At 71.0% G+C, this 21,600-nt stretch carries 19 protein-coding genes, 1 tRNA gene and 1 pseudogene; 14 read left to right on the forward strand and 7 right to left on the reverse strand.

Annotation, left to right across the window (positions count from 1 at the left end):
• Nucleotides 1-68 precede the first annotated feature (68 nt).
• Together ACSNN7_RS08445 and ACSNN7_RS08450 are read left to right on the forward strand one after the other, a co-directional pair.
• The gene (locus ACSNN7_RS08445) at nucleotides 69-653 is read left to right on the forward strand and encodes a helix-turn-helix domain-containing protein (RefSeq protein WP_436680110.1); all 585 of its coding nucleotides are present in this window, start codon (nucleotides 69-71) and stop codon (nucleotides 651-653) included.
• Between the two features lie 139 nt (nucleotides 654-792).
• Complete coding sequence (locus tag ACSNN7_RS08450; protein WP_334451287.1) at nucleotides 793-1,389, forward strand: ATP-dependent Clp protease proteolytic subunit; 597 nt, start codon at nucleotides 793-795, stop codon at nucleotides 1,387-1,389.
• A 361-nt stretch (nucleotides 1,390-1,750) separates the two neighbouring features.
• Here the strand turns inward: ACSNN7_RS08450 and ACSNN7_RS08455 are convergent, their stop codons facing one another.
• Nucleotides 1,751-3,154 carry an FAD-dependent oxidoreductase gene (locus tag ACSNN7_RS08455; protein ID WP_436680111.1) on the reverse strand — a complete coding sequence of 468 codons (1,404 nt, stop codon included), beginning with the start codon at nucleotides 3,152-3,154 and terminating at the stop codon, nucleotides 1,751-1,753.
• 73 nt (nucleotides 3,155-3,227) lie between these two features.
• Nucleotides 3,228-3,725 (reverse strand): N-acetyltransferase family protein, encoded by a 498-nt coding sequence (locus ACSNN7_RS08460; protein WP_436680112.1) that lies wholly within the window; start codon nucleotides 3,723-3,725, stop codon nucleotides 3,228-3,230.
• A 97-nt stretch (nucleotides 3,726-3,822) separates the two neighbouring features.
• Between ACSNN7_RS08460 and ACSNN7_RS08465 the strand changes: the two genes are divergently transcribed.
• The 3 genes and pseudogenes from ACSNN7_RS08465 (at nucleotide 3,823) to ACSNN7_RS08475 (ending at nucleotide 5,600) form a co-directional block, all read left to right on the forward strand.
• Nucleotides 3,823-4,191 (forward strand): ArsR/SmtB family transcription factor, encoded by a 369-nt coding sequence (locus tag ACSNN7_RS08465; RefSeq protein WP_436680113.1) that lies wholly within the window; start codon nucleotides 3,823-3,825, stop codon nucleotides 4,189-4,191.
• A 106-nt stretch (nucleotides 4,192-4,297) separates the two neighbouring features.
• Nucleotides 4,298-5,020 (forward strand): annotated as a pseudogene (locus tag ACSNN7_RS08470) (aquaporin); the annotation flags it as partial.
• Nucleotides 5,021-5,192: 172 nt separating this feature from the next.
• Nucleotides 5,193-5,600 (forward strand): arsenate reductase ArsC, encoded by a 408-nt coding sequence (locus ACSNN7_RS08475; RefSeq protein WP_436680175.1) that lies wholly within the window; start codon nucleotides 5,193-5,195, stop codon nucleotides 5,598-5,600.
• Nucleotides 5,601-5,879: 279 nt separating this feature from the next.
• Here ACSNN7_RS08475 and ACSNN7_RS08480 read toward each other — a convergent pair.
• Nucleotides 5,880-5,955 (reverse strand) — tRNA-Arg (locus tag ACSNN7_RS08480).
• Between the two features lie 429 nt (nucleotides 5,956-6,384).
• Here ACSNN7_RS08480 and ACSNN7_RS08485 point away from each other — a divergent pair.
• From ACSNN7_RS08485 to ACSNN7_RS08525, 9 genes are all read left to right on the forward strand, one after another.
• A complete protein-coding gene (locus ACSNN7_RS08485) occupies nucleotides 6,385-7,116 on the forward strand; it encodes a GAF and ANTAR domain-containing protein (protein WP_436680114.1) in 732 nt (243 codons plus the stop codon).
• Between the two features lie 545 nt (nucleotides 7,117-7,661).
• On the forward strand, nucleotides 7,662-8,036 hold the full coding sequence (locus ACSNN7_RS08490; RefSeq protein ID WP_436680115.1) for an STAS domain-containing protein: 375 nt from the start codon (nucleotides 7,662-7,664) through the stop codon (nucleotides 8,034-8,036).
• Between the two features lie 15 nt (nucleotides 8,037-8,051).
• Nucleotides 8,052-9,194: a carboxylate-amine ligase gene (locus ACSNN7_RS08495; protein WP_436680116.1), complete on the forward strand. Its 1,143-nt coding sequence runs from the start codon at nucleotides 8,052-8,054 to the stop codon at nucleotides 9,192-9,194.
• Nucleotides 9,195-9,228: 34 nt separating this feature from the next.
• Nucleotides 9,229-10,611, forward strand: a complete 1,383-nt coding sequence (locus ACSNN7_RS08500) for a M20/M25/M40 family metallo-hydrolase (protein WP_436680117.1) — start codon at nucleotides 9,229-9,231, stop codon at nucleotides 10,609-10,611.
• A 159-nt stretch (nucleotides 10,612-10,770) separates the two neighbouring features.
• Nucleotides 10,771-12,195 carry a type I glutamate--ammonia ligase gene (gene glnA, locus ACSNN7_RS08505; protein WP_436680118.1) on the forward strand — a complete coding sequence of 475 codons (1,425 nt, stop codon included), beginning with the start codon at nucleotides 10,771-10,773 and terminating at the stop codon, nucleotides 12,193-12,195.
• A gap of 287 nt (nucleotides 12,196-12,482) precedes the next feature.
• Nucleotides 12,483-13,199: a GAF and ANTAR domain-containing protein gene (locus ACSNN7_RS08510; protein WP_436680119.1), complete on the forward strand. Its 717-nt coding sequence runs from the start codon at nucleotides 12,483-12,485 to the stop codon at nucleotides 13,197-13,199.
• A gap of 926 nt (nucleotides 13,200-14,125) precedes the next feature.
• Nucleotides 14,126-16,120 (forward strand): aa3-type cytochrome oxidase subunit I, encoded by a 1,995-nt coding sequence (gene ctaD / locus ACSNN7_RS08515; RefSeq protein ID WP_436680120.1) that lies wholly within the window; start codon nucleotides 14,126-14,128, stop codon nucleotides 16,118-16,120.
• A 109-nt stretch (nucleotides 16,121-16,229) separates the two neighbouring features.
• Nucleotides 16,230-16,985 (forward strand): formate/nitrite transporter family protein, encoded by a 756-nt coding sequence (locus ACSNN7_RS08520; protein WP_436680121.1) that lies wholly within the window; start codon nucleotides 16,230-16,232, stop codon nucleotides 16,983-16,985.
• Nucleotides 16,986-17,158: 173 nt separating this feature from the next.
• On the forward strand, nucleotides 17,159-19,639 hold the full coding sequence (locus tag ACSNN7_RS08525) for a choice-of-anchor D domain-containing protein (RefSeq protein WP_436680122.1): 2,481 nt from the start codon (nucleotides 17,159-17,161) through the stop codon (nucleotides 19,637-19,639).
• Here ACSNN7_RS08525 and ACSNN7_RS08530 read toward each other — a convergent pair.
• The 4 genes from ACSNN7_RS08530 to ACSNN7_RS08545 all read right to left on the reverse strand — a co-directional run bounded on the left by ACSNN7_RS08530 (nucleotide 19,636) and on the right by ACSNN7_RS08545 (nucleotide 21,583).
• Entirely contained in the window at nucleotides 19,636-19,797 is a 162-nt protein-coding gene (locus tag ACSNN7_RS08530) for a hypothetical protein (protein ID WP_436680123.1), read from the reverse strand. The genes ACSNN7_RS08525 and ACSNN7_RS08530 overlap by 4 nt on opposite strands.
• Before the next feature lie 17 nt (nucleotides 19,798-19,814).
• Complete coding sequence (locus ACSNN7_RS08535; protein ID WP_436680124.1) at nucleotides 19,815-20,267, reverse strand: ATP-binding protein; 453 nt, start codon at nucleotides 20,265-20,267, stop codon at nucleotides 19,815-19,817.
• Nucleotides 20,268-20,556: 289 nt separating this feature from the next.
• The gene (locus ACSNN7_RS08540; protein ID WP_334452534.1) at nucleotides 20,557-20,775 is read right to left on the reverse strand and encodes a hypothetical protein; all 219 of its coding nucleotides are present in this window, start codon (nucleotides 20,773-20,775) and stop codon (nucleotides 20,557-20,559) included.
• A 139-nt stretch (nucleotides 20,776-20,914) separates the two neighbouring features.
• The gene (locus ACSNN7_RS08545) at nucleotides 20,915-21,583 is read right to left on the reverse strand and encodes a DUF1707 SHOCT-like domain-containing protein (protein WP_436680125.1); all 669 of its coding nucleotides are present in this window, start codon (nucleotides 21,581-21,583) and stop codon (nucleotides 20,915-20,917) included.
• Between the last annotated feature and the right edge of the window lie 17 nt (nucleotides 21,584-21,600).

The raw sequence follows: 21,600 nt of genomic DNA on the forward strand, positions 1-21,600 counted from the left end.
GTGGGCGGGCAGAACGACGGGCATGATGGGGGAGAAGTCCGGCAGACGCCGACCGCGAGGAGGCCCGCATGTCGTTGCTGCGTCGGGTGATCGGTGGGGTGCTGCGCCGGCTACGGCTGCGCCAGGGCCGGACGCTGCGCGAGGTCGCCGAGGCGGCCGGGGTGTCGCTGCCCTATCTCTCCGAGGTGGAGCGGGGGCGCAAGGAGGCCTCCTCCGAGGTGCTCGCCGCCATCTGCCGCGCCCTCGGCATCAACCTGTCCGACCTGCTCGAAGAGGCCCGCGACGACCTGCGCCGGGTCGAACGGCGGATTCCCGCCGCGCCCCGGGCCGCCCTGTCCCGGCTGGAGCGGGTGCCGGCGGCACGCGGCGAGGCCGGCCCGACGCTCCGGATCGGCTTCCAACCGGCCGGGGCGACGCCGCCGCCGGCCGCCCCGACCTCGGTGCGGCAGCCGGTCGGACCGGTGCTGCGGCTGGGCGGGCCGCTGCTGCACGTCGGCGGTCCCGCGCCGGCCGTCGGGTCGACCGTCGGCGGGGTGGGCCTGCGGGTCCGGCTGATCGCCTCCGCGCCGGCCGGACGCCCCGGCCCGCGTACCTCCAGGATGCTGGCCCGCCGCCGGGCCCGGACCGGCCGGCGGCGGCTGAGCGCGGTGTAGGCCGGCCGCCGTTCTGCCGTCGGCGGATCTGCCCGCGGCAGAAACCCTGGGGGCGCGACCGGCGCCGGGCGCAGGCTGGAGATCGCCGGTTCCCGGGCGGTGCCCCTCGCCCGCCGGCGGCAGTCTGGAGGGCGGTCACATGATCGGGTACGACGTGCGCATGCTGGACGGTGGTCAGCCGACGTTCGGAGACCACGTGTTCGAGCGGCTGCTGCGGGAACGGATCGTCTTCCTCGGCACCGAGGTCACCGACGCCACCGCGAACCAGATCTGCGCGCAGATCCTGCTGCTCGCCGCCGAGGACAGCGACCGGGACATCTTCCTCTACATCAACTCGCCGGGCGGTTCGGTGAGCGCGGGGATGGCCGTCTACGACACCATGCGCTACGTGACCAACGACGTGGCCACGCTGGCGCTCGGCTTCGCCGGGTCGATGGGGCAGTTCCTGCTCTGCGCCGGCGCGGCGGGCAAGCGCTTCGCGCTCCCGCACTCGCGGATCATGATGCACCAGCCCTCCGGCGGGATGGGCGGCACCGCCGCCGACATCACCATCCAGGCGGAGAACATGCTGCACGTGAAGCGGACCATGCACGAGCTGATCGCCCAGCACAGTGGTCGCACGCTGGAGGAGATCCAGCGCGACTGGGACCGGGACCGCTGGTTCACCGCCGAGCAGGCCCGCGACTACGGCCTGATCGACCAGGTGATCACCCGCGCGGACCAGCTCGCCGGCTGACCGGCGGGCGCCGGCCAGCGCCCCGGCGGCGAGAGTGGTACGACGGACAGAACCTCCGGGGTGCTGACGCGGGTCTCGCGTGGAATACGCCGATCCCGGCCCGGAGCGGACTCGCCCCCTCGCTCGCGTCCGCCCGGCCCGTGACCTGCGATCCTCGGTGCACTTTGGAGCCTATGCCGGGCACGCGCCGCGCCGCTGAGCAAGACGCCGCAGCGCTTTCGGAGCAAATCCTGTTACATCCTGCGCGTCGCCTCGCTCCCCGTTGACAGCGCCATCCGGTCGGACAGCGGCGGACCGGCCCCCGCGCGGCCCGCTGCCCGCCGGCGGCCGGGCCCGCGGACAGATGATGGCGGTGGCGGACTCAGCTGCCGCAGCAGCCGCTGGGAGCGGCGTCGAGGCTGACGAGGTGCAGCGGCGTCGACAGCAGGCCACCCGAGATGCCGGTGGCCAGGCCCCGGCTGCCCGGCTCGGCGGTGGGCGCCGGCCCGCAGCAGCCGTCGCTCGCGGCGGAGTCGGCCGGGTTGCTGTTGCACACTCCGGTCTCCGGGAGGTCGAGCTGCACGTCCCGGGCGGCGTCCCAGTCGCCGGCGAGGGCGGCGACCACGGAGCGGACCTGCTCGTACCCCGTGGCCATGAGGAAGGTCGGCGCGCGGCCGTAGCTCTTCATGCCGACCGCGTAGTAGCCGGCCTCGGGGTGGGCGAGCTCGTCGACGCCGTGCGGTGGGACGGTGCCGCAAGAGTGCTCGTTCGGGTCGATCAGCGGGGCGAGGGCGCGGGTGGCACCCATGACGGGGTCCAGGTCCAGCCGCAGCTCGGCAGTGATGGAGTGATCGGGGCGGAAGCCCGTCGCGGCCACGATCCGGTCGACGACCACCGACTCCTCGCCGCCGTCGGCGTGCCGTACGACCACCGCGACCCGTCCGTGGTCGGGCGTGAGGGCGTGGACGGAGAAGGCGGTCAGCAGGGTGATGCGGCCGGCCTCGACGTGCTCGCGCAGCCGGGCACCGAGAGCCCCGCGGGCGGGCAGCGCGTCGGCGTCACCGCCGCCGTAGGTACGGCCCGGCGAGGCGGACCTGATCGCCCAGGTCACCTCGGTGCCCGGCGCGGCGGCGGCCAGCTCGGCGAGGGAGAGCAGGGTGTTGGCGGCGGAGTGCCCGGCGCCGACGACGAGGGTGTGCCGGCCGGCGAACCGCTCCCGGTCGACGCCGAGGACGTCCGGCAGGGCGTGCTCCAGGAACGGGGTGACCGCGCGCTCGCCGTGGGCGGGCAGACCGGATGCCCCGAGGACGTTGGGCGTCCCCCACGTGCCGGAGGCGTCGACGACGGCGCGGGCCAGGAGCTCCTGCCCGTCGGCGAGCCGGATCAGGAACGGAGCCTGCTCCCGGCCGGCGGTACGCAGCCGGTCCAGGCCGAGCCGGCTGATCGCCTCCACCCGGGCGCCGTAGCGCAGATGCGGCTTGAGCTGCGGCAGCTCCGCGAGCGGCTGAAGGTAGCCGGTGACGAGTTCGGCGCCGGTGGGCAGGGCGTCCGGATCGGGGGCGACCCAGCCGGCTTCGTCGAGCAGCCGTCGGGCGGCGGCGTCGAGGTCGTACCGCCACGGGGAGAAGACCCGGACGTGCCCCCACTGCCGGACGGCGGCACCGGCGGTCTCACCCGCCTCCAGCACCACGAACGGCAGGCCGCGCTCGTGCAGGTGGGCGGCGGCGGCCAGACCGACCGGCCCGGCGCCGATCACGGCCACCGGCAGTTCTTCCAGGACGCTCATCGATGACTCCCTTACTAGATGTATTTCGAAACAAGAGGGCGCACCGCGGCGCGGGCACAGACGACCCGACAGGTCAGTCGATGACGGCGCTGCGCCGTTCGAGCAGGACCACGTCGCGCCAGCGACCGTGGTGGCGGCCGATGCGCACGCGGGTGCCGATGACGCGGAACCCGGCCCGCCGGTGCAGGGCGAGGCTGGCGGCGTTCTCCGGGAAGACGCCGGACTGGACGGTCCAGATCCCGGCCGCCTCGGTGGAGGCGATCAGCGCGTCCAGCAGCAGCCGGCCGACGCCACGGCCCTGGGCGACCGGATCGACGTAGACGGAGTGTTCGACCACCCCGGCGTAGACGGCACGGGACGAGGTCGGCGCGACGGCCACCCAGCCGAGGACGGTGCCGTCGGCGCCGACGGCCACCAGCCGGTGCGCGGCCAGTTTGGCGGCGTCGAAGGCGGCCCAGGTGGGGGCCGTCGTCTCGAAGCTGGCGTCACCCGCGTCCAGTCCGGCCTGGTAGACCGCAAGCACCGCGTCGGCGTCGGCTGCCGTCATCGGTCGGACGGTGATGTCGGCCATCAGCAGGCTCCGTTCGGGCCGGGGGCGGGTCGACTTGTCTCGACATCCGTCGAAGCAGAGACTTGCACGTTGATTAGAGAAATGTCAACCTAGAGACATGTCAAAGCAAGCCGCACCCCTGGCGGTGGTGGACCTCACCGCCGACGCTTCCTGCTGCCCGCCCCTGGCGCAGCGGCGGGTGCCGGCGGAGACCGCCGCGGTCCTCGCGCCCGCGTTCAAGGCGCTCGGCGATCCGGTGCGGCTGCAGCTGATGTCGATGATCGCGTCGGCCGAGCAGGGCGAGATCTGCGTGTGCGACCTGACCCCGGCGTTCGACCTGACCGGGCCGACCATCTCGCACCACCTCAAGACGCTGCGGGAGGCGGGCCTGGTGGACGCCGAGCGGCGCGGCACCTGGGTCTACTACCGGGCCCGGCCGGGCATCCTGCGCCGGCTGGCGTCACTGCTCACCGTCGATCCCGCCTAGGCGCCACGGTCAGCGCTCCGGGTCCCGCCTCGCCGAGATGAGCGGCCGACCTGGCAACCGTCCGACTGAGCACCCGGGCAGCCCGCACATGGGAGAGAACAGACAGATGACCATCGCACTCCGGCGGCGCCTGCTGGCCGAGTTCACCGGCACCGCGCTGCTGGTCACCGCCGTGGTGGGCTCCGGCATCATGGCCACCACGCTCTCCCCCGACGACGTCGGCCTCCAGCTGCTGGAGAACTCGATCGCCACCGCGTTCGCCCTGGCCGCGCTGATCCTGATCTTCGGTCCGGTCTCCGGCGCCCACTTCAACCCGGTCGTCTCCGCCGCGGACTGGCTCCTCGGCCGCCGTACCGGCACCGGCCTCCCCGCCCGCGACCTCGCCGGCTACACCGCCGCGCAGGTCCTCGGCGCGATCGCCGGGTCGATCCTGGCGAACCTCATGTTCGACCTCGCCGCCGTCGGCTTCTCCAGCAAGGACCGCTCCGCCGGGCACCTGTGGCTCGGTGAGGTGGTGGCCACCGCCGGCCTGATCCTGCTGATCTTCGCGCTGGCCCGCTCCGGCCGCGCGCCCGTCGCCCCCGCCGCCGTCGGCGCCTACATCGGTGCCGCCTACTGGTTCACCTCGTCGACCTCGTTCGCCAACCCCGCCGTCACGATCGGGCGGGCGTTCACCGACAGCTTCGCCGGCATCGCGCCCGCCTCGGTGCCCGGCTTCGTCCTCTTCCAGTTTGTCGGCCTGGGCGTCGGCGTCGGGCTGCTGGCCGCCCTCTACCCCGACGCCGGACGCGCTGCCGACCAGGTCGTCGTCCCCACCGAGGACGCCGCGCTCGACCACGGCGCATGACCACCGACTTCCGCGGTCTGGTCAACCCCGCCCGGCCCTCCGGACGCTATCGGCTGCTCGACCGCAACAGCGACCCCGGCCGCCCCCTGCCGGAAACCCTCCGCGACGGGCCGGTCAACAGGCCCTGCGACCGACACCGCCAGAAAGGCTCATGATGTCCGACAAGCCCAGCGTCCTGTTCGTCTGCGTCCACAACGCCGGCCGCTCCCAGATGGCCGCCGGCTGGCTGCGCCACCTCGCCGGTGACACCGTCGAGGTCCGCTCCGCCGGCTCCGCCCCCGCCGACACGGTCAACCCCGCCGCCGTCGAGGCCATGCGGGAGGTCGGCATCGACATCACCGACCAGACCCCCAAGCTCCTGGAGTACGCCACCGCCGAGTCCTCCGACGTCATCGTCACGATGGGGTGCGGCGACGCCTGCCCCGTCTTCCCCGGCAAGCGGTACGAGGACTGGAAGCTCGAAGACCCGGCCGGCAAGGGCGTCGAGGCCGTACGCCCGATCCGCGACGACATCCGTACCCGGGTAGCGAAGCTGCTCTCCGAGCTGCGTCCCCCCGCCTGACCAGTCGGGTCGCCGCCGCCCGTTGCTCGTCGCCTGTTCGCCGGCCGTGGCTGTTGGGTCGCGTCGGGTCGTGGTCGGCTCGCCGTAGGCGGCGTGAAAAGCCCGACGTAGGCGAAGCCGAGCGGGTCGCCGAGCCCCACCGAGCGGCCCGGACGGGCCACCAACGTCGACGGCTTCCCGGTATAGCGGGTGACCGTCGACCTGGAAACGGTGGGGCGGGCGCGAGCGGGCACGAAGGCCCCGACACGAGGAAGATGATCAATGATCAAGGTTGTGACCTGGTGCCCCCGGCAGGATTCGAACCTGCGACACACGGTTTAGGAAACCGATGCTCTATCCCCTGAGCTACGAGGGCGCGAGGGCCCAGCTTACCTGCCAGCGGATAGCCACGAGTGCCCAGGAGTGGCGTCCCGCGTCCACCCGTGTCTGTCGCCGCTACTCGGCCGGAATATGGTCGTGACGGCGAATTCCGGGCAGGCGGCCGGGTCGACGGCCGGGACCAGGCCAAGCAAGTAGGCCAGGGCGTGTGCCAGGCGGCCGTCGGCCTGCAGGACAGGGTTGATCGGGATGCGCCGGCGGTGACGGAGGGGAGTATCGTGAGAGGCCTGTAGCCCACATCCGCCTTGTTCGGATGTGGCGAACCGGCGTCGAGCAACTGGCGTGGGTCCCGGCTCCGCCATGGTGGGTCCGTGCAGCAGTCCGCGACGCGCGGACTGCCATTCCCGCACCCCACCCCCGGTTCAGACTGCTGCGGCGGGTGCGCCGGTCAGGAGGACCTGGTGCGATGACCCACCCAACGACGAGCCCCGGTGAGCTGACGGATCCGAATGACGCGTTCGCCGAGCTCGGCCGCATCAAGCTCGGCGAGGCCGACCTCGACGACGTGTTGCAACGCGTCGCGGAACTGACCAAACGAGTGCTGCCCACCCCGGTGGAAGTCTCGGTCACGCTGGTGCGCGGCGGCACCGCGCACACCGCGGCGTTCACCGGCGATGTGGCCCGCGACCTGGACGAGCGGCAGTACGCCCAGGGACGCGGCCCGTGTCTGGACGCCGCCACCAGCGGCGACGTCATTCCCGTGCCCGACCTCGCCGCAGAGGAGCGCTGGCCGGACTGGGCCGAACGCGGCGCGAAGGCCGGGGTGGGCAGCTCGGTGTCGATCGGCCTGCCCATCCAGGAGGCGGTCGTCGGGGCGCTCAACGTCTACGCCGTCACCCCGCACGCCTTCGACGACGACACGATCAGCGTGCTGCAGACCTTCGCCGCGTACGCCGCCGTGGCGCTGGCCAACGCGCACCTCTACGACAGCACCGCCACTCTCGCCCGGCAGATGCAGGAGGCGATGGCCAGTCGTGCGGTCATCGAGCAGGCCAAGGGCATCATCATGGGCGAACGCCGCTGCACCTCGGACGAGGCGTTCCGGATCCTGTCCAAGGTGTCACAGGACTCCAACCGCAAGGTCCGCGACGTGGCCCAGGCCCTCGTCGACCGAGCCGCCACGACGACGATGGCCTGACTGCGGCCCGGACGATTACTGCTCCCCGGTGGCCTCCCGTGACCAGCCGCCTGAGCTCACCGGATGACCGCCCAGCTCCTGCGGATCACCGTGTCGCAGGGCTTGGGCGGCCCCGCACCGGCGCAGGCGCTACCTCACGAACCGGCGCCCCTGCGCACATCCGGTGGCCGTCGTGGGGAGATACGGCAGGACGTCGGTGCGCTGACCGAGGGTCGATGGGACGCGGGGTCACAGGAGTCGCACGTCATGGGGTCCGAAGTCGAACGTCCGCAGCGGAGGCGTCGTGCCTTCTGGGCGCTGACCACATCCCCCACGGCCAGCAGGTCCCGGCTCACAGACACCAGCAGGTGTGGGGCCGTTCCCTCGGGGTAGGGACGAGTGCACGGGTCAAGACATGCGCCCTCCACTGCCCTCCCTGCCGCGTCCCGTCGCGCGGCACGAGCGGGCCGCCGATGGACAGCGGAGGCGCCATGTCAGAACACGAGACATCTCGTACGCGCGGCCGTCGGTCCGCTGCGAGGATCGATCGGCTCGGTGATCCCATCATGTCGCTGGCCCTCACCGGTGAGGGTTCGGCGAAGCTCGTCACCGTCTCGGGTGAGATCGACATGAGCAACGCGCACCTGCTCACCGAGTTGGTGGAGTGCGTCTGTCGCCCGCCGGTACCGACGATCGCGGTGGATCTCTCCGCGGTGCGTTTCTTCAGCGCGCACGGTGTGAGCGCGCTACTGCAGGCCCAGCACTTCGCGGCGACGGCCGGGGCGACGCTCCTCCTGCGGGATCCCGCGCCGTGCGTCATCTACATCCTCGCCACGGCCGGCGCCCTGGCGAAATTCCCGCTCAGCCGGGGCGTGGACCGTCCGCCCCACCCGCGAGCGACGACCGTTGACCTGGTGACGCCGGTGCGGCGCCACCCCTGACGATAGGAAGCCTCGATGGTCACCACCCCACTCGCCCGTGATGACACGGCCGCCCACGTCGGGCGGCTCCCGCTGACACTGGGTGTGGAGGAGGAGTTCCTTCTCATCGACCCGGACAGCGGTACGAATGTGCCCCTGGCAGACGAGGTCGTCCGCGGCCTGCAGGCAGCGGTGCAAGGTCACTCCCGACGTGAGTTGCGGCGCAGCATGGTGGAGATGGTCACCCCGGTCTGCACCGACCTGTCCACGCTCCGGGTCCATCTGCTGCGGCACCGCCGGGCGGTGGGCGACGCCGCGTCGGCGGCGGGGGCGCGGCTGGTGGCGATCGGTGCTACGCCGGTCGCCGAGCCACACCGGGCGGTGCCACCGCAGCAGCGCTACCGCGCGATGACCGAACACTACGGACCCGTCGCGGCCGACCCCGCCGTCTGCGGCTGCCACATCCACGTCGGCGTGCCGGACCCTCACCTGGTCGTCGAGGTATGCAACCGGCTGCGGCTGTGGCTGCCCGTGGTGCAGGCCCTGACGGCCAACTCGCCCCTGTACGCCGGGCGGGACACCGGGCATGCGAGCTGGCGGTCGGTGCAGCTGCAACGCTGGCCGGGTGTCGGCCCGACGCCCCACTTCGACTCGCGCCGGGACTACGACGAGACGGTCGCCGCGCTGGTGACGTCGCAGGTGATGCTCGACGAGGCGATGGTCTACTGGTACGCGCGTCCCTCGGCGACGTACCCGACGGTCGAGGTACGGGTGAGCGACGTCTGCACCGACGTCGACGACACGGTCCTGGTAGCCGCGCTGGTCCGGGCCTTGGTGGCGACCGCCGTCGACGAGGCGTACGCCGGGGTGCCGGTGCCCCGGGTCCGGGACTGCGTGGTGGCCGCCGCTCACTGGCACGCCGCCCACAGCGGGCTCGACGGCACCCTGACCGACCTGCGGCTCGGCACCGCGCGGCCGGCCTGGGAACTGGTCGGGGACCTGTTCTCGACCGTCGAGAGCGCCTTGCGTGAGCACGGCGACCTCGGCTTCGTGCGCTCGCGACTCGCCCGGCTGCGCCGGGTCGGCAACGGCGCCACCTGGCAGCGCCGCACCCTGCACCGGACGGGGGACCTGCGAGCGGTTCTGCAGGAACTGGCCGAGCGAACCGTGGCCGGCTGACATCACCCAGGTAGAGACTTCAGTGGAGGCATACATGACGTCGGACATCCACGCCTACCTCGACGCGCACCGGCGCGATCTGATCGAGGAACTCATCGGTTGGGTGCGGATCCGGTCGGTGGCCGGGCTGCCGGAGCGCGAGGTCGAGGTGCTGCGGTCGGCGAACTGGTTGGCGGGCGCGCTGCGCGACCTGGGGTTCCCGGTGGTGCAGGTGTGGAACCGGGAGGGGGCGCCGGCGGTGTACGCCGAGTGGTGCGAGGCTCCGGGCGCGCCCACCGTGCTGATCTACAGCCATCACGACGTGCGGGCGGCCAAGGACGAGCAGTGGGAGGAGACCCCGCCGTTCGAGCCGGCAGAACGCGGTGGGCGGGTCTACGGCCGGGGCACCTCCGACGCGAAGGGTCAGGTTCTCGCGCATCTGTGGGGCGTGCGGGCGCACCTGGCGGCCACCGGGCGCGCCGCGCCCTCGGTCAACATCAAGCTGCTCGTCGAGGGCGAGGAGGAGACCGGCTCGGCACAATTGTCGGACCTGCTCGACGAGCATCGCCCGAGCGCGGACCTGGTGCTCTTCTCCGACACGCTGCTGTGGCACCGCGAGCACCCGGCCCTCTGCATGGGGTTGCGTGGCATGATCAGCGCCGAGATCGAGGTGTACGGGCCGCTGCGCGACGTGCACAGCGGGGCCGTCTCCGGACCGGCACCCAACCCGGTGATCGAGCTGAGCAGGCTCCTCGCCGCGCTGCACGACGACAAGGGCCGCCTCACCCTGCCCGGCTTCTACGACGACGTGGTCGAGCCGTCGGAGCGCTTCCGGGCCGAGCTAACCGCGCTGCCGTACCGGGACGAGGACTGGCTGGCCCGATCGGAGACCCGCAGCATCGGCGGGGAGGAGGGCTACAGCGTTCTCGAACGGCTCTGGACCCGACCCGCGGCCGAGGTGCTCACCGTCGCCGCCGGGGACGTCACCGGCGTGTCCCGCGCGGCCGTGCCGGCGGTGGCCACGGCCAGCCTGAGCATCCGCACGGTGCCGGACCAGCGGATCTCCGACGTCGCGGCACAGCTGCGCCGGTGGGTCGCCGACACCATCAGCGACCGGGTCGAGTACCAGCTGACCATCTCCGAGGAGACCGCGCAGGAGCCGTACCGCACGCCACCGGATCATCCAGCGGTCGCCGTGCTCGCCGCGGCCATGCGCGACGGCTTCGGGCGGCCCGTGGGCCGGATGGCCAACGCCGGCGGCGGGCCGGCCGAACTGCTGGCCCGCAAGCTCGACGCGCCGGTGCTGTTCTTCGGCACCGGCCTGCCGGAGGACCGCTGGCACGACAGCGACGAGAGCGTCGCTGTGGACGTACTGCTGGCCGGCGCCGCCACCCTTGCGCACTTCTGGTCCGGCCTTGCCGCACCCCCAACCCCGTAGGAGATACCAACGCCCACCCGGTCGCGGCCGTCACGCAACGGCGAAGCCGGACGGAACGGCGACGCCGCCCGGCGAGCCGTCGTACCGTCGAAGCACGGGTGCGCCGACCGGGCCGCCGTCGGTTCGGCCCGTGATCGAACCACGCCTTCGGGGGGACCTGTGTTTGCCAGCTCCGAGGAACTGCTGCGGTACCTCAAGAACGAGGACGTGAAGTTCGTCGACGTACGTTTCTGTGACCTGCCCGGCGTGATGCAGCACTTCAACCTGCCGGTCGAGTCCGTCGACGACGACCTCCTCACCGACGGCCTCGCGTTCGACGGCTCGTCGATCCGCGGCTTCCAGGCGATCCACGAGTCGGACATGCTCCTGCTCCCGGACGTCGCCACCGCCTTCATCGACCCGTTCCGCACGCAGAAGACCCTCGCGCTGAACTTCTTCATCCACGACCCGTTCACCCGCGAGGCGTACTCCCGGGACCCGCGCAACGTGGCGAAGAAGGCCGAGGCGTACCTGGCGGCGAGCGGCATCGCCGACACGGCGTACTTCGGCGCCGAGGCGGAGTTCTACATCTTCGACTCGATCCGCCACGAGACCTCCGCCCACCAGTCGTACTACTACATCGACTCGATCGAGGGCGCGTGGAACACCGGCCGTGAGGAGCAGGGCGGCAACCGCGGCTACAAGACCGCCTACAAGGGCGGCTACTTCCCGGTGCCCCCGGTGGACCACTACGCCGACCTGCGCGACAGCATGGTCCGCCGCCTCATCGACGCCGGCTTCACCGTCGAGCGCTCGCACCACGAGGTGGGCACCGCCGGCCAGTCGGAGATCAACTACAAGTTCTCCACGCTGCTGCAGTCGGCCGACCAGCTCCAGCTCTTCAAGTACCTGATCAAGAACGAGGCCTGGGCCGCCGGCAAGACCGCCACCTTCATGCCGAAGCCGCTCTTCGGCGACAACGGCTCCGGCATGCACACCCACCAGAGCCTCTGGCTCAACGGCGAGCCGCTGTTCTACGACGAGACCGGCTACGCCGGCCTGTCGGACATGGCCCGCTGGTACATCGGTGGCCTGCTGCACCACGCGCCGTCGCTGCTGGCCTTCACCAACCCGACGGTCAACTCGTACCGCCGGCTGGTGCCGGGCTTCGAGGCGCCGGTCAACCTGGTCTACTCCCAGCGCAACCGCTCCGCCTGCACCCGCATCCCGGTCACCGGCAGCAACCCGAAGGCCAAGCGCGTCGAGTTCCGGGTCCCGGACCCGTCCAGCAACCCGTACCTCGCCTTCTCGGCGATGATGATGGCCGGCCTGGACGGCATCAAGAACAAGATCGAGCCGCCCGCGCCGATCGACAAGGACCTGTACGACCTCCCCCCGGAGGAATGGGGCGACGTCAAGCAGGTCCCCGGCTCACTCGCCCAAGCGTTGGACTCCCTGGCCGACGATCACGACTACCTGCTCGACGGCGGCGTCTTCACCACCGACCTCATCACCACCTGGCTCGAGTGGAAGCGCGCCAACGAGGTCCAGCCCATGGTGCTGCGCCCCACGCCGCACGAGTTCGCGCTCTACTTCGACTGCTGAGCCGCCCCGCTCCCGGGCCTGGGTGGACGGCGGTGCGAGCCCGACGGGTCCGCGATCGCCGCGTCGGCCCTCGGTAACGCCGGGAACCAGTACGGCTGGGTCCTCGGAGAGTCGCGGGCCCGAGGTAGCGATATGCTCCTCGCCTGTGGCTGACGTCTCCATGGTGTCGGCGGTCCGGCGTCAAGAAGCGGCGCGGTTCATGGGTTCCTCTCTGGGCCCTGCAGTGATCCGCATGCCCGGGCGTCCGCTGCAGCGTCTGTGACGTGCCCTCATGAGGGACAACAGCAATGACCGACGCGATCTCCATGCTGCCTGTCGTCGCATTCGCGGAGCTGGGCCGGATCAAGTTCAATGAGACGGATTTCAGTGGTGTGCTGTCCCGGGTGGCCGGTGTGGCCACTCGAACCGTTCCAGGTGCTGACCAGGTCTCCGTCACGCTGGTCGGAGCCGGCGGCGCGCACACCGCGGCGTTCACCGGCGGCCTCGCCCTCACCCTCGACGAAGCGCAGTACACGCAGGGCGACGGGCCCTGCCTCCTGGCCGCGGCGGCCACCAGCACCGTGCACGTGCCCGACATGGCAGCGGAGAGCCGCTGGCCGACCTGGGCCGGTCAGGCCCTGACCGCCGGCGCGGGCAGTTCCCTGTCGATCGGCCTGCCCATGCACGAGTACGTCAGCGGGGCGCTCAACATCTACGCCACCCGACCCGACGCCTTCGGCGACAAGGCGGTGACCCTCGCCGAGACCTTCGCCGAGTACGCGGCCGTCGCCATGACCAACGCCCACCTGTACGACACCCAGGTGACTCTGGCACAGCACATGCAGACCGCGATGAAAAGCCGTGCGGTGATCGAACAGGCCAAGGGCATCATCATGGGTGAGCGGCGCTGCCCGGCCGACGAGGCGTTCGCGATCCTCGCGAAGATCTCCCAGGACTCCAACCGCAAACTGCGCGACGTCGCCGCGGCCCTCGTCGCCCGCGCCACATCGGCTGCGGAGCCGTGAGCCGACACCTGGTCACCGGTGATGCACCGGCGCTGTCACTGCCGGCCCTGCGGGGCGGCCCCGGACGGGATCTTCTTACCGGCCGGGGCCTGACCAGGACACTTGTCGCGAACCGCGCCCCGGTGTCCCCCCAGGCTATGCCGCCAAGACCAGCCACGCGCCACGGGGCAACGTGGCTGGCCCTACGAGGTGGCCGAGCCATGCAGCTCCGGCGCCGGTCAGGGGCCGGGTGGCGGGCCGGCGACCAGAACCGTAGGGGTGCCCACGGGTACCCGGATCCCGACCGGCGCCGCCGCCCGCCGGCGTCTGCGGCGCCGCCGGGGTGAGCGTCCTGCTGCACGCCGCTGGCCAGGCGGCCCGCCTCGGGCACCGGTTCCACGTTCGCGGAGCTCACGGGGTGACCGCACTGGTCCTGTGCATCACCGGCGTGGAAGGCTTCCTGTCGGATGCGGGGGCACCCGGCGGCCCGGGCAGAGGTCAGCGCAGCCAGTCGAACGGTGGACGGCACCGCGTCGCCGGGCGGGTTCACCGACGAGCTTGACCGGGACATGCACGAACGGCAGTACGGGCAGGGGCGCGGCCCCGGCCTGGACGCCGCGGCAGGCGGTGACGTTCTCCGTACCCGATCTCGCCGCCGACGACCGCTGGCCCCACCTGCCAGCGGTTGCCCACGAGTGATCAGGAGTGTCCTCCCCTCGCTCGCGGGATCCGCTTCCTGCAACGCCCGAAGTGACGGGTACTACGTGCCCCCGCCCGCCGGCACGGCGGCAAGGGGCAGCGCGGCGACCGAAAAGACCCGGGTGACGAACCGACGAAACCGGCGGCCATCTCGCACCACCTCCACCGTACGCCGGAAATACGAGCTTCCCGTCGGTTAGATGACATATGGGCGGTGCCCCATCACTGAGACGACACGAGGCGGAGAGATGTCGAAGCGTACGACGCTGCCGGCACGAGATCATGGACCGGCGATCCTCGTCCCCACCGCGTTCGGCGGCTATCCGGGGCCGGTGCGGCGCCCGCTGCCCGGCGCTTCGCTGATCAAGTTCCTCGCCACGACCGACCACAAGCAGATCGGCCTGCTGTACCTGCTCTCCTCGTTCGCGTTCTTCGTCATCGGCGGGTTGGAGGCGATGCTGATCAGAGGCGAGCTGGCCCGGCCCGGCCTGCAGTTCCTCTCCGCCGAGCAGTACAACCAGCTGTTCACCTCGCACGGCGCGGTGATGCTGCTGCTCTTCGCCACCCCGGCGGCGTTCGGGTTCGCCAACTACATCGTGCCGATCCAGATCGGCGCACCGGACGTGTCGTTCCCCCGGCTCAACGCCCTCGCCTACTGGCTCTACTTCTTCGGCGGGCTGATGGTCCTGGGCGGATTCCTGACGCCCAGCGGCTCGGCCGACTTCGGCTGGACGGCCTACACCCCGCTGAGCAGTGCCGAGCATTCCCCCGGAGTGGGCGCGAACATGTGGATCGTCGGCCTGGTCGTCTCAGGGCTGGGCACGATCCTCGGCGCGGTCAATTTGATCACCACGATCCTGACCCTGCGGGCCCCGGGCATGACCATGTTCCGGATGCCGATCTTCACCTGGAACATGCTGATCACCAGCGTGCTGGTGATCTTCGTTTTCCCCCTGCTCGCCGCCGCCCTGCTGGCGCTGATGGCCGACCGGCTGTTCAACGCCCACGTCTTCGACCCGATGACCGGCGGACCGATGCTCTGGCAGCACCTGTTCTGGTTCTTCGGCCATCCCGAGGTCTATATCATCGCGCTGCCGTTCTTCGGCATCGTCACCGAGGTCATCCCCGTCTTCTCCCGCAAGCCGCTCTTCGGCTACAAGGGCATGGTGGGCGCCACCATCTTCATCGCCGGCTACTCCATGATCGTCTGGGCGCACCACATGTTCACCACCGGGCAGGTGCTACTGCCGTTCTTCGCCGCCACCACGTTCCTGATCGCCGTACCCACCGGGGTGAAGTTCTTCAACTGGCTCGGCAGCATGTGGAAGGGGCAGCTCACCTTCGAGACGCCGATGCTCTTCTCCATCGGCTTCCTGATCACCTTCCTGCTCGGCGGGCTGACCGGAGTGCTACTGGCCAGCCCACCCGTGGACTTTCACGTCCACGACAGCTACTTCGTGGTCGCCCACTTCCACTACGTCGTGTTCGGCACCGTGGTCTTCGCGCTCTTCGCCGGCTTCTACTTCTGGTTCCCGAAGATGACCGGCCGGCTCATGGACGAACGCCTCGGCAAGATCCACTTCTGGACGATGTTCACCAGCTTCCACGGCACGTTCCTGATCCACCACTGGCTCGGGGCGCAGGGCATGCCCCGCCGCTACTCCGACTATCTGGAGGAGGACGGCTTCACCTGGATGCACACGTTCTCCACCGTCTGGTCGTTCATCCTCGGCGTCTCCACCCTGTTCTTCATCTGGAATGCCTGGAAGTCGTGGCGGTACGGGGCCAAGGTGGCCGTGGACGACCCCTGGGGCTTCGGCAACTCCCTGGAGTGGGCCACCACCTGCCCGCCCCCGCTGCGCAACTTCGACCGGATGCCCCGGATCCGCTCCGAGCGCCCCGCCTTCGACGCCAAGTACGGCCCGCTCGTCGCCGACCTCGGCCGGGACCTGCCACAGCGCGACACCAAGCCGCCGCAGACGTTGCGCGAGGAGCTGCACCGCGAGAAGCCGACGCCGGAGTCGCCGAGCGCCGAGGGCGCGCACGCGCGGACCGACTACCAGCCGGCACCCGAGTCCGGAGCGCGTCCGGTGGATGTGCCGGACCCCGACCAGATCCGGCGGCCCTCCTTCGACCACACGGAGGAGCCCGGACGCGATCCGTGGGGTGGACAGCGCAGCCCCACCGACCGCGGCAACGACCGGTGGCGACGCCCCCAGGGCAAGGACGAGGAGGAAGGCTGACCCGGGGGACCGCCGGTCTCGGCTCCGTGCAACGGGCCACAGCCACCATCGACCGTGACGGGCAGGCCCTGGTGTGAGGAAAGATCGGCGGAGCGGTTCGGAGCCGGCGGTGGTGCAGGCGTTCGACCGCGTGGCCGAGGAAGGCGCCACTCGGCTGGCGCGCCGGTGGGCCCCGCTGATCGTCACCGGGATCCTCGGCGGCCTCGACGTCGGCACCGGTGTGCTGGCCTACCTCCTGGTCACGCAGGCAACCGGGCAGCCCTTGCTCGCCGGGCTCGCCTTTGGCATCGGGTTCGTGGCGCTGCTGCTGGCCCGCAGCGAACTGTTCACCGAGAACTTCCTGGTGCCGGTGACCGCGGTGGCCGCCGGCCGCAACACCCTGCGCTCGCTGCTGCGGCTGTGGAGCGTGACCCTGGCCGGCAACCTGCTCGGCGGTTGGCTGGTCGCCTGGCTGATCACCCGGGCCTTCCCCGGCCTGCGCCGCACCGCCGTCGAGACCGGCACGCACTACGCCACGCTCGGCGTCAACCTGCGTTCCTTCACTCTGGCCGTGCTCGCCGGCATGGTGATCACCCTGATGACCCGGATGCAGCACGCCACCGAGAGCCTCGGCGTACGGCTGGTGCCGGCGCTGCTCTTCGGCGCGCTGCTGGCCGGCGGGCAACTCTTCCACAGCGTGCTCGACTCGATCCTGATGTTCACCGCGCTCACCACCGGCCATGCCCCCTTCGGCTACCTCGACTGGCTCGGCGCCCTCGGCTGGTCCGTGCTCGGCAACATCGTCGGAGGCGTCGGCCTCGTCACCGTCCTCCGGCTGGCCCGCGTCTCCCACGAAATTGCCGATGAGCGGTCCCATCAGCGGTGACGGCGACGATCGGCGCCGGAGGCGGGTGCCCGGCGGGTGAGCCGAGTACCACGAGCCGGACAGGCACCTCCCATTCGAACCGGTCGGTGGATGTCGAAGATCACTTGGCTTCCTACGCTGCCTGAGCCAGGGCAGATGCCCGGCGTCACGTCTCTGACAATCATGGGGCATTCGTGCGTACCCTCCGCGTCGCCATTGCTGGCGCCATCGCACTTCTCATCACATCCACAGGATCGGCCGGGGTGGCGCAGGCGGCGGAAAGCGCCGCGCCTTCGGCCCCGTACACGGCCTTCACCATGAGCTTCGACGGTTGGGGCTACATCGACGGCAGCTTCTCCTACGAGCCGTCGCGGAACACGGTGGAGATCTACCAGCAGAACGCCAACGGCTACGCGCTGGTCATGCGCGGCTTCTCGGCAGAGCACTGGCACGACCTCAACGTGACCCCGCCCAAAGGCACCAGGTTCGTCGCCGGCCAGACGTATCAGACGACGACGAACTTCTCTCCGCAGGAGTCCATCACCGTTCTCAATGTGAGCGGCGACGGGCAGCGCTGCGAATGGAGCAGCACGCCGGGGACCATCCAGGTCAAGGAAGCGGAATACGACGAGGCGGGCAAGTTCACCGCCTTTGCCGCCACGTTCTCCGTACCCTGCGGCTGGCGCGGCAGCGCCAAGGGTGAGATCCGCTTCCAGTCGAGCGCCGGCTACAAGGCGACCGACACCTGGGGCTACCGGCTGCAGATGGGTTCGCAGCCGGCCGGCATGCCCGGTAAGCCGCAGGCCGTCACGGTCGAGGCGAACGGCAGCGAGCCCACCACCTTCGGCGCGGCGTCGCTGTCCGGGTCGGACCCTGGAGCCTTCGAGATCTCGGCCAACACCTGCTCCGGCAACACCCTGGCCTACGGGCAGACCTGCCAGCTGAGCATCACGCCGAAGGCCTCGGCCATCGGCGAGCAGAGCGCGCTGCTCACCCTGGTCGAGGACTCGGTCGCCGGCAAGGTCACCCGCCTGCTCTCGCTGACCGGCTACGACGCCCGTCGCGCCACCGCATCTCCGGGCTACTTCAGCTTCGGCGCGGTGCCGGCGTACGAGGTGTCTGCGCCGCAGACCGTGACACTGACCGGCGCGGGCGACCTCCCGATCACCTTCGGGCAGGCGACGCTCGACGGCGAACACCGCACCTCGTTCAAGATCATCAATGACGGCTGCTCCCAGAAGACCCTGAGCACGGGGCAGACCTGCTCGATCACGGCGGTGGCGCGTCCGTCGGCACCGACGATGGTGGGGGCGATGCTGGTCCTTCCCGACGACAGCTTCGCCGGCAGGACGCAGCTCTCGATGGGCGTCAACGGCTACAGCGACGACGGCGGCACCTACTACCCGGTGGCACCCTTCCGCATCATGGACACCCGTTCCGGCAAGGGCGCTCCGAAGCGCATGGTCGGACCCGGCGGCCTGGTCAGCCTGCAGGTCACCGGCTCCGGCGGCGTGACGACCGAGGCCTCCACGGTGGTGCTGAACGTGACCGTCACCGGTCCCACCACCAACGGCTTCGTCACCGTCTACCCCTCCGGCCTCTCGCGCCCGACCGCTTCCTCCCTGAACTTCACGAAGGGATGGACCGGCGCGAACTCGGTCACGGTGCGGGTGGGTGCCGACGGCAAGGTGAAGTTCTACAACCACACCGGCTCGACGCACATCATCGTCGATGTGGACGGTTACTACTCCAAGGGCCACGAGTGCTGCTCGGGATACATGGGCGGCCAGTACCACCCGCTCTCCAAGCCGGTACGCATCACCGACACCCGGACCTGGGGCAACGGCCGGGTGCCCCGCGAGCACTACATCAACTCCGCGGCCTCGTGGGGATCGACGATCAACCCGCGGGTCAGGGCGTTCGCCGTCAGCGTCACGGCGACCCAGCCGAGTTCGGCGGGCTTCCTCACCGCCTGGGACGGATCCCAGGACAACCTGCCCAACACCTCCACGTTGAACTACTCGACCGGGGCCACCGTCCCGAACTTCGCCGTCGTGCCCACGACGCCGTGCGTCAACTGCGGCAGCGCGACGGGCTGGCCGTCCATCGGCGTCTACACCCACGCGCCGGCACACATCATCGTCGACATCGTCGGGTTCTACGACGACGGGTCGCTGCCCAACGGTCTGCGCTTCGAGTCGATCGCGCCGACCCGGATCGTCGATACGCGTACCGGTCAGGGCTGGCCGTCGCGTCTCGGCCCGGGCGCCACGGCGACGGTCCCGACGCCGAAGACGATCGCGAACGCCGACACCTGGGGCCTGGCGACGAACGTCACCGCCGTCAAGCCCACCTCGACGACCGTCATGACGATCTGGCCGTCCGGGGTGGCCCGGCCGAGCACGTCCAGCCTCAACCCCAGGGCAGGCTCGCTCGTGTCGAACGCGGTGCAAACCATGATCAGCGCGGAAGACAAGTTCAACGTCTACAACGCCTCCGGGTACACCGACTTCGTGGTCGACGTCGTCGGCACCTTCAACCTGTATCCGCCGAGCCCGCCCGCCGGCTGGGGTGGCGATCTCAGCTCCGTTGCCCCGCAACCCGGACACCAGGCGGCCCGCCCCGCAACTGCGGCACCTGAGGTGTCGGCAGTCCAACGGGTGAAGCGAATCTAGGGAACCGTCACGGCGAGGAGATGGCCTGCGGCTGCGCCGCAGGCCATCTCCTGCGCCGCGAGGTTGCCGAGCAGTTGCGCGGCGGTCGCCCGGTTGTGGTTGTCGGCGTCCGTCAGGTGGCCCACAAGGTCGTCCCAGACCTCGTCGGCCCACGGCACCGGCCCGGACCGTGGCTTCAGCGCTGCTGATCCCGGCCGGCAGCGCTGGGGCGGTGCTGGCCCGGGCCGATGCTCACCTCGCACCACACGATCTTTCCGGGCGGCTGCAGATGCGAGCCCCAGTCGGCGGCGAGAGTGTCGATCAACCACATCCCGCGCCCGCCGAGGGCCTCGAAGTCCGGCCGGGTGAGCACCGGCACCACCGGGTTCGAGTCGGTGACCTCCACCAGGATCCGGTCGGCGGAGAGGCTGACCTGCAGGCACATCGGGGGCGGGCCGTACCGCACGGCATTGGTGATGATCTCACTGGTCAGCAGCACGGCGGTGTCGGCTACCTGGGAGGGCACCGCCCAGCGGTGCAGGTGCTCGGCGACGAAACGCCGGCCCTCCGCGCTCGCCGTGCCGGCGCTGGGCAGGTCGGAGAGGATCGCCGTCCGTAAGCCGGGAGAACGACTCGAGGGAGGCAGCAACGGGGGCTCCTGAGGCGTGCGGCCAGCGGTGAGCGGTGTACCTCGCAGACGCCCATCGGACGCCACCTACCGGCAGCGCACCAGCCAAGTGTGACACGACCTCGGTCGAGCAGCAGCGCGACGACTCCGGATGCCCCGCGGTTACCGCACCGGCTCTGCCGGTGACCGGGACCCGACGCACGGTGACCGGCGTGGGTCAGCGGGTGACGCGACACCCGCCGCCGCGATCCGACCTGCGGACCGGTGCGCCGGCGGGCCCTGCGTCAGTCCCGCATTGAGGTGCCCCCGCTCAGCGAGGCAGCTCGCGCCAGGCGGGATTGCCGCCACGCCACGCCCCGGCGAGGATGCTCGCCGAGGTACGACTCGGACACTCCTGCACCTTCGACCGGCCGTACGCGCCGCCGATCTGTGCCTGTACCTCCCACCGCAGCCCATCGCTGCGGATGAACACGTCGCGACGCCCGCGTGCCGTCGCGTCCCCGTTCCACCAATGCTCCTCGACGATCACCTCGCGACGGTATCTCAACGAACGGTCAGTTGGCACTGCCCGGTAGCCCACGTCCGGCGGCTCGATCGGCTGGCCAGGCCGCCCGGCCCGGGTCCGGCGGCGCACGGAACCGGACTCCCGGTCCGGTGGCGGCAGATCGTCAGTCGTCGGAGCCGGGCGGGTATCCCTCCAGCTTCCTGCGCTTCTTCTCCTGCTTGCGCAGCCGGATCTGCCGCTCGGAGGGCTTGCGTTTGATCGCCACCCCGCCCCAGAGGGCGAACCCGCCCACGGTGACCGTCGGGGCGCCCGGCGCGCCCGGCCCGCCGGCCCGGTGGTCGAAGCCGCCCATCACCCCGACCCCGGTCACGTGCACGGTGGCCCGCTCGGGCACCCAGATCTCCAGGCCTCCCATCAGGGCGTACGCCTTGATCCGGACCGCGCCGACGGTGAAGATCGCGTCGCGCAGGTCGACCAGTCCGCCGCCCCAGAACGCCACGCAGGTGAACTCGGGGCCGACGCTCCACGGGCCGGACCGTTCGAACTTGCCCGCCAGGGCGTAGCCGCTGCGCGACACCGGCGCTCCGGCGGCGTACGCCGGCGGCAGGTCACCGAAGAGCCGCGTGCCGACGGCCGGGAGGTCCCGGGTCAGCGGTTCCAGCTCGGCGTAGGTGCGGGCGGCGTAGACGTGGCCCAGCCGCTCGTCCAGCTCGCTGAGGTCCAGCCGGCCCTCCGCGGCCGCCGCCCGCAGCACGGCCGCGACCCGCTCCCGGTCGGCGTCGGAGGTGCGGATCTGTCCCGGGTGAACCGGTTCCGGAATGAGCTCGCTCACATAGAGGAGCGTAGAAC

It is taken from the genome of Micromonospora sp. URMC 105, from assembly GCF_051386295.1.
Taxonomy (GTDB): Bacteria; Actinomycetota; Actinomycetes; order Mycobacteriales; family Micromonosporaceae; genus Micromonospora.

Coding starts and splice junctions, on each gene's coding strand:
- ACSNN7_RS08445 (WP_436680110.1), top strand. CDS start 69: ATGTCGTTGCTGCGTCGGGTGATCGGTGGGGTGCTGCGCCGGCTACGG.
- ACSNN7_RS08450 (WP_334451287.1), top strand. CDS start 793: ATGATCGGGTACGACGTGCGCATGCTGGACGGTGGTCAGCCGACGTTC.
- ACSNN7_RS08455 (WP_436680111.1), bottom strand. CDS start 3,154: ATGAGCGTCCTGGAAGAACTGCCGGTGGCCGTGATCGGCGCCGGGCCG.
- ACSNN7_RS08460 (WP_436680112.1), bottom strand. CDS start 3,725: ATGGCCGACATCACCGTCCGACCGATGACGGCAGCCGACGCCGACGCG.
- ACSNN7_RS08465 (WP_436680113.1), top strand. CDS start 3,823: ATGTCAAAGCAAGCCGCACCCCTGGCGGTGGTGGACCTCACCGCCGAC.
- ACSNN7_RS08475 (WP_436680175.1), top strand. CDS start 5,193: ATGTCCGACAAGCCCAGCGTCCTGTTCGTCTGCGTCCACAACGCCGGC.
- ACSNN7_RS08485 (WP_436680114.1), top strand. CDS start 6,385: ATGACCCACCCAACGACGAGCCCCGGTGAGCTGACGGATCCGAATGAC.
- ACSNN7_RS08490 (WP_436680115.1), top strand. CDS start 7,662: ATGTCGCTGGCCCTCACCGGTGAGGGTTCGGCGAAGCTCGTCACCGTC.
- ACSNN7_RS08495 (WP_436680116.1), top strand. CDS start 8,052: ATGGTCACCACCCCACTCGCCCGTGATGACACGGCCGCCCACGTCGGG.
- ACSNN7_RS08500 (WP_436680117.1), top strand. CDS start 9,229: ATGACGTCGGACATCCACGCCTACCTCGACGCGCACCGGCGCGATCTG.
- ACSNN7_RS08510 (WP_436680119.1), top strand. CDS start 12,483: ATGACCGACGCGATCTCCATGCTGCCTGTCGTCGCATTCGCGGAGCTG.
- ctaD (WP_436680120.1), top strand. CDS start 14,126: ATGTCGAAGCGTACGACGCTGCCGGCACGAGATCATGGACCGGCGATC.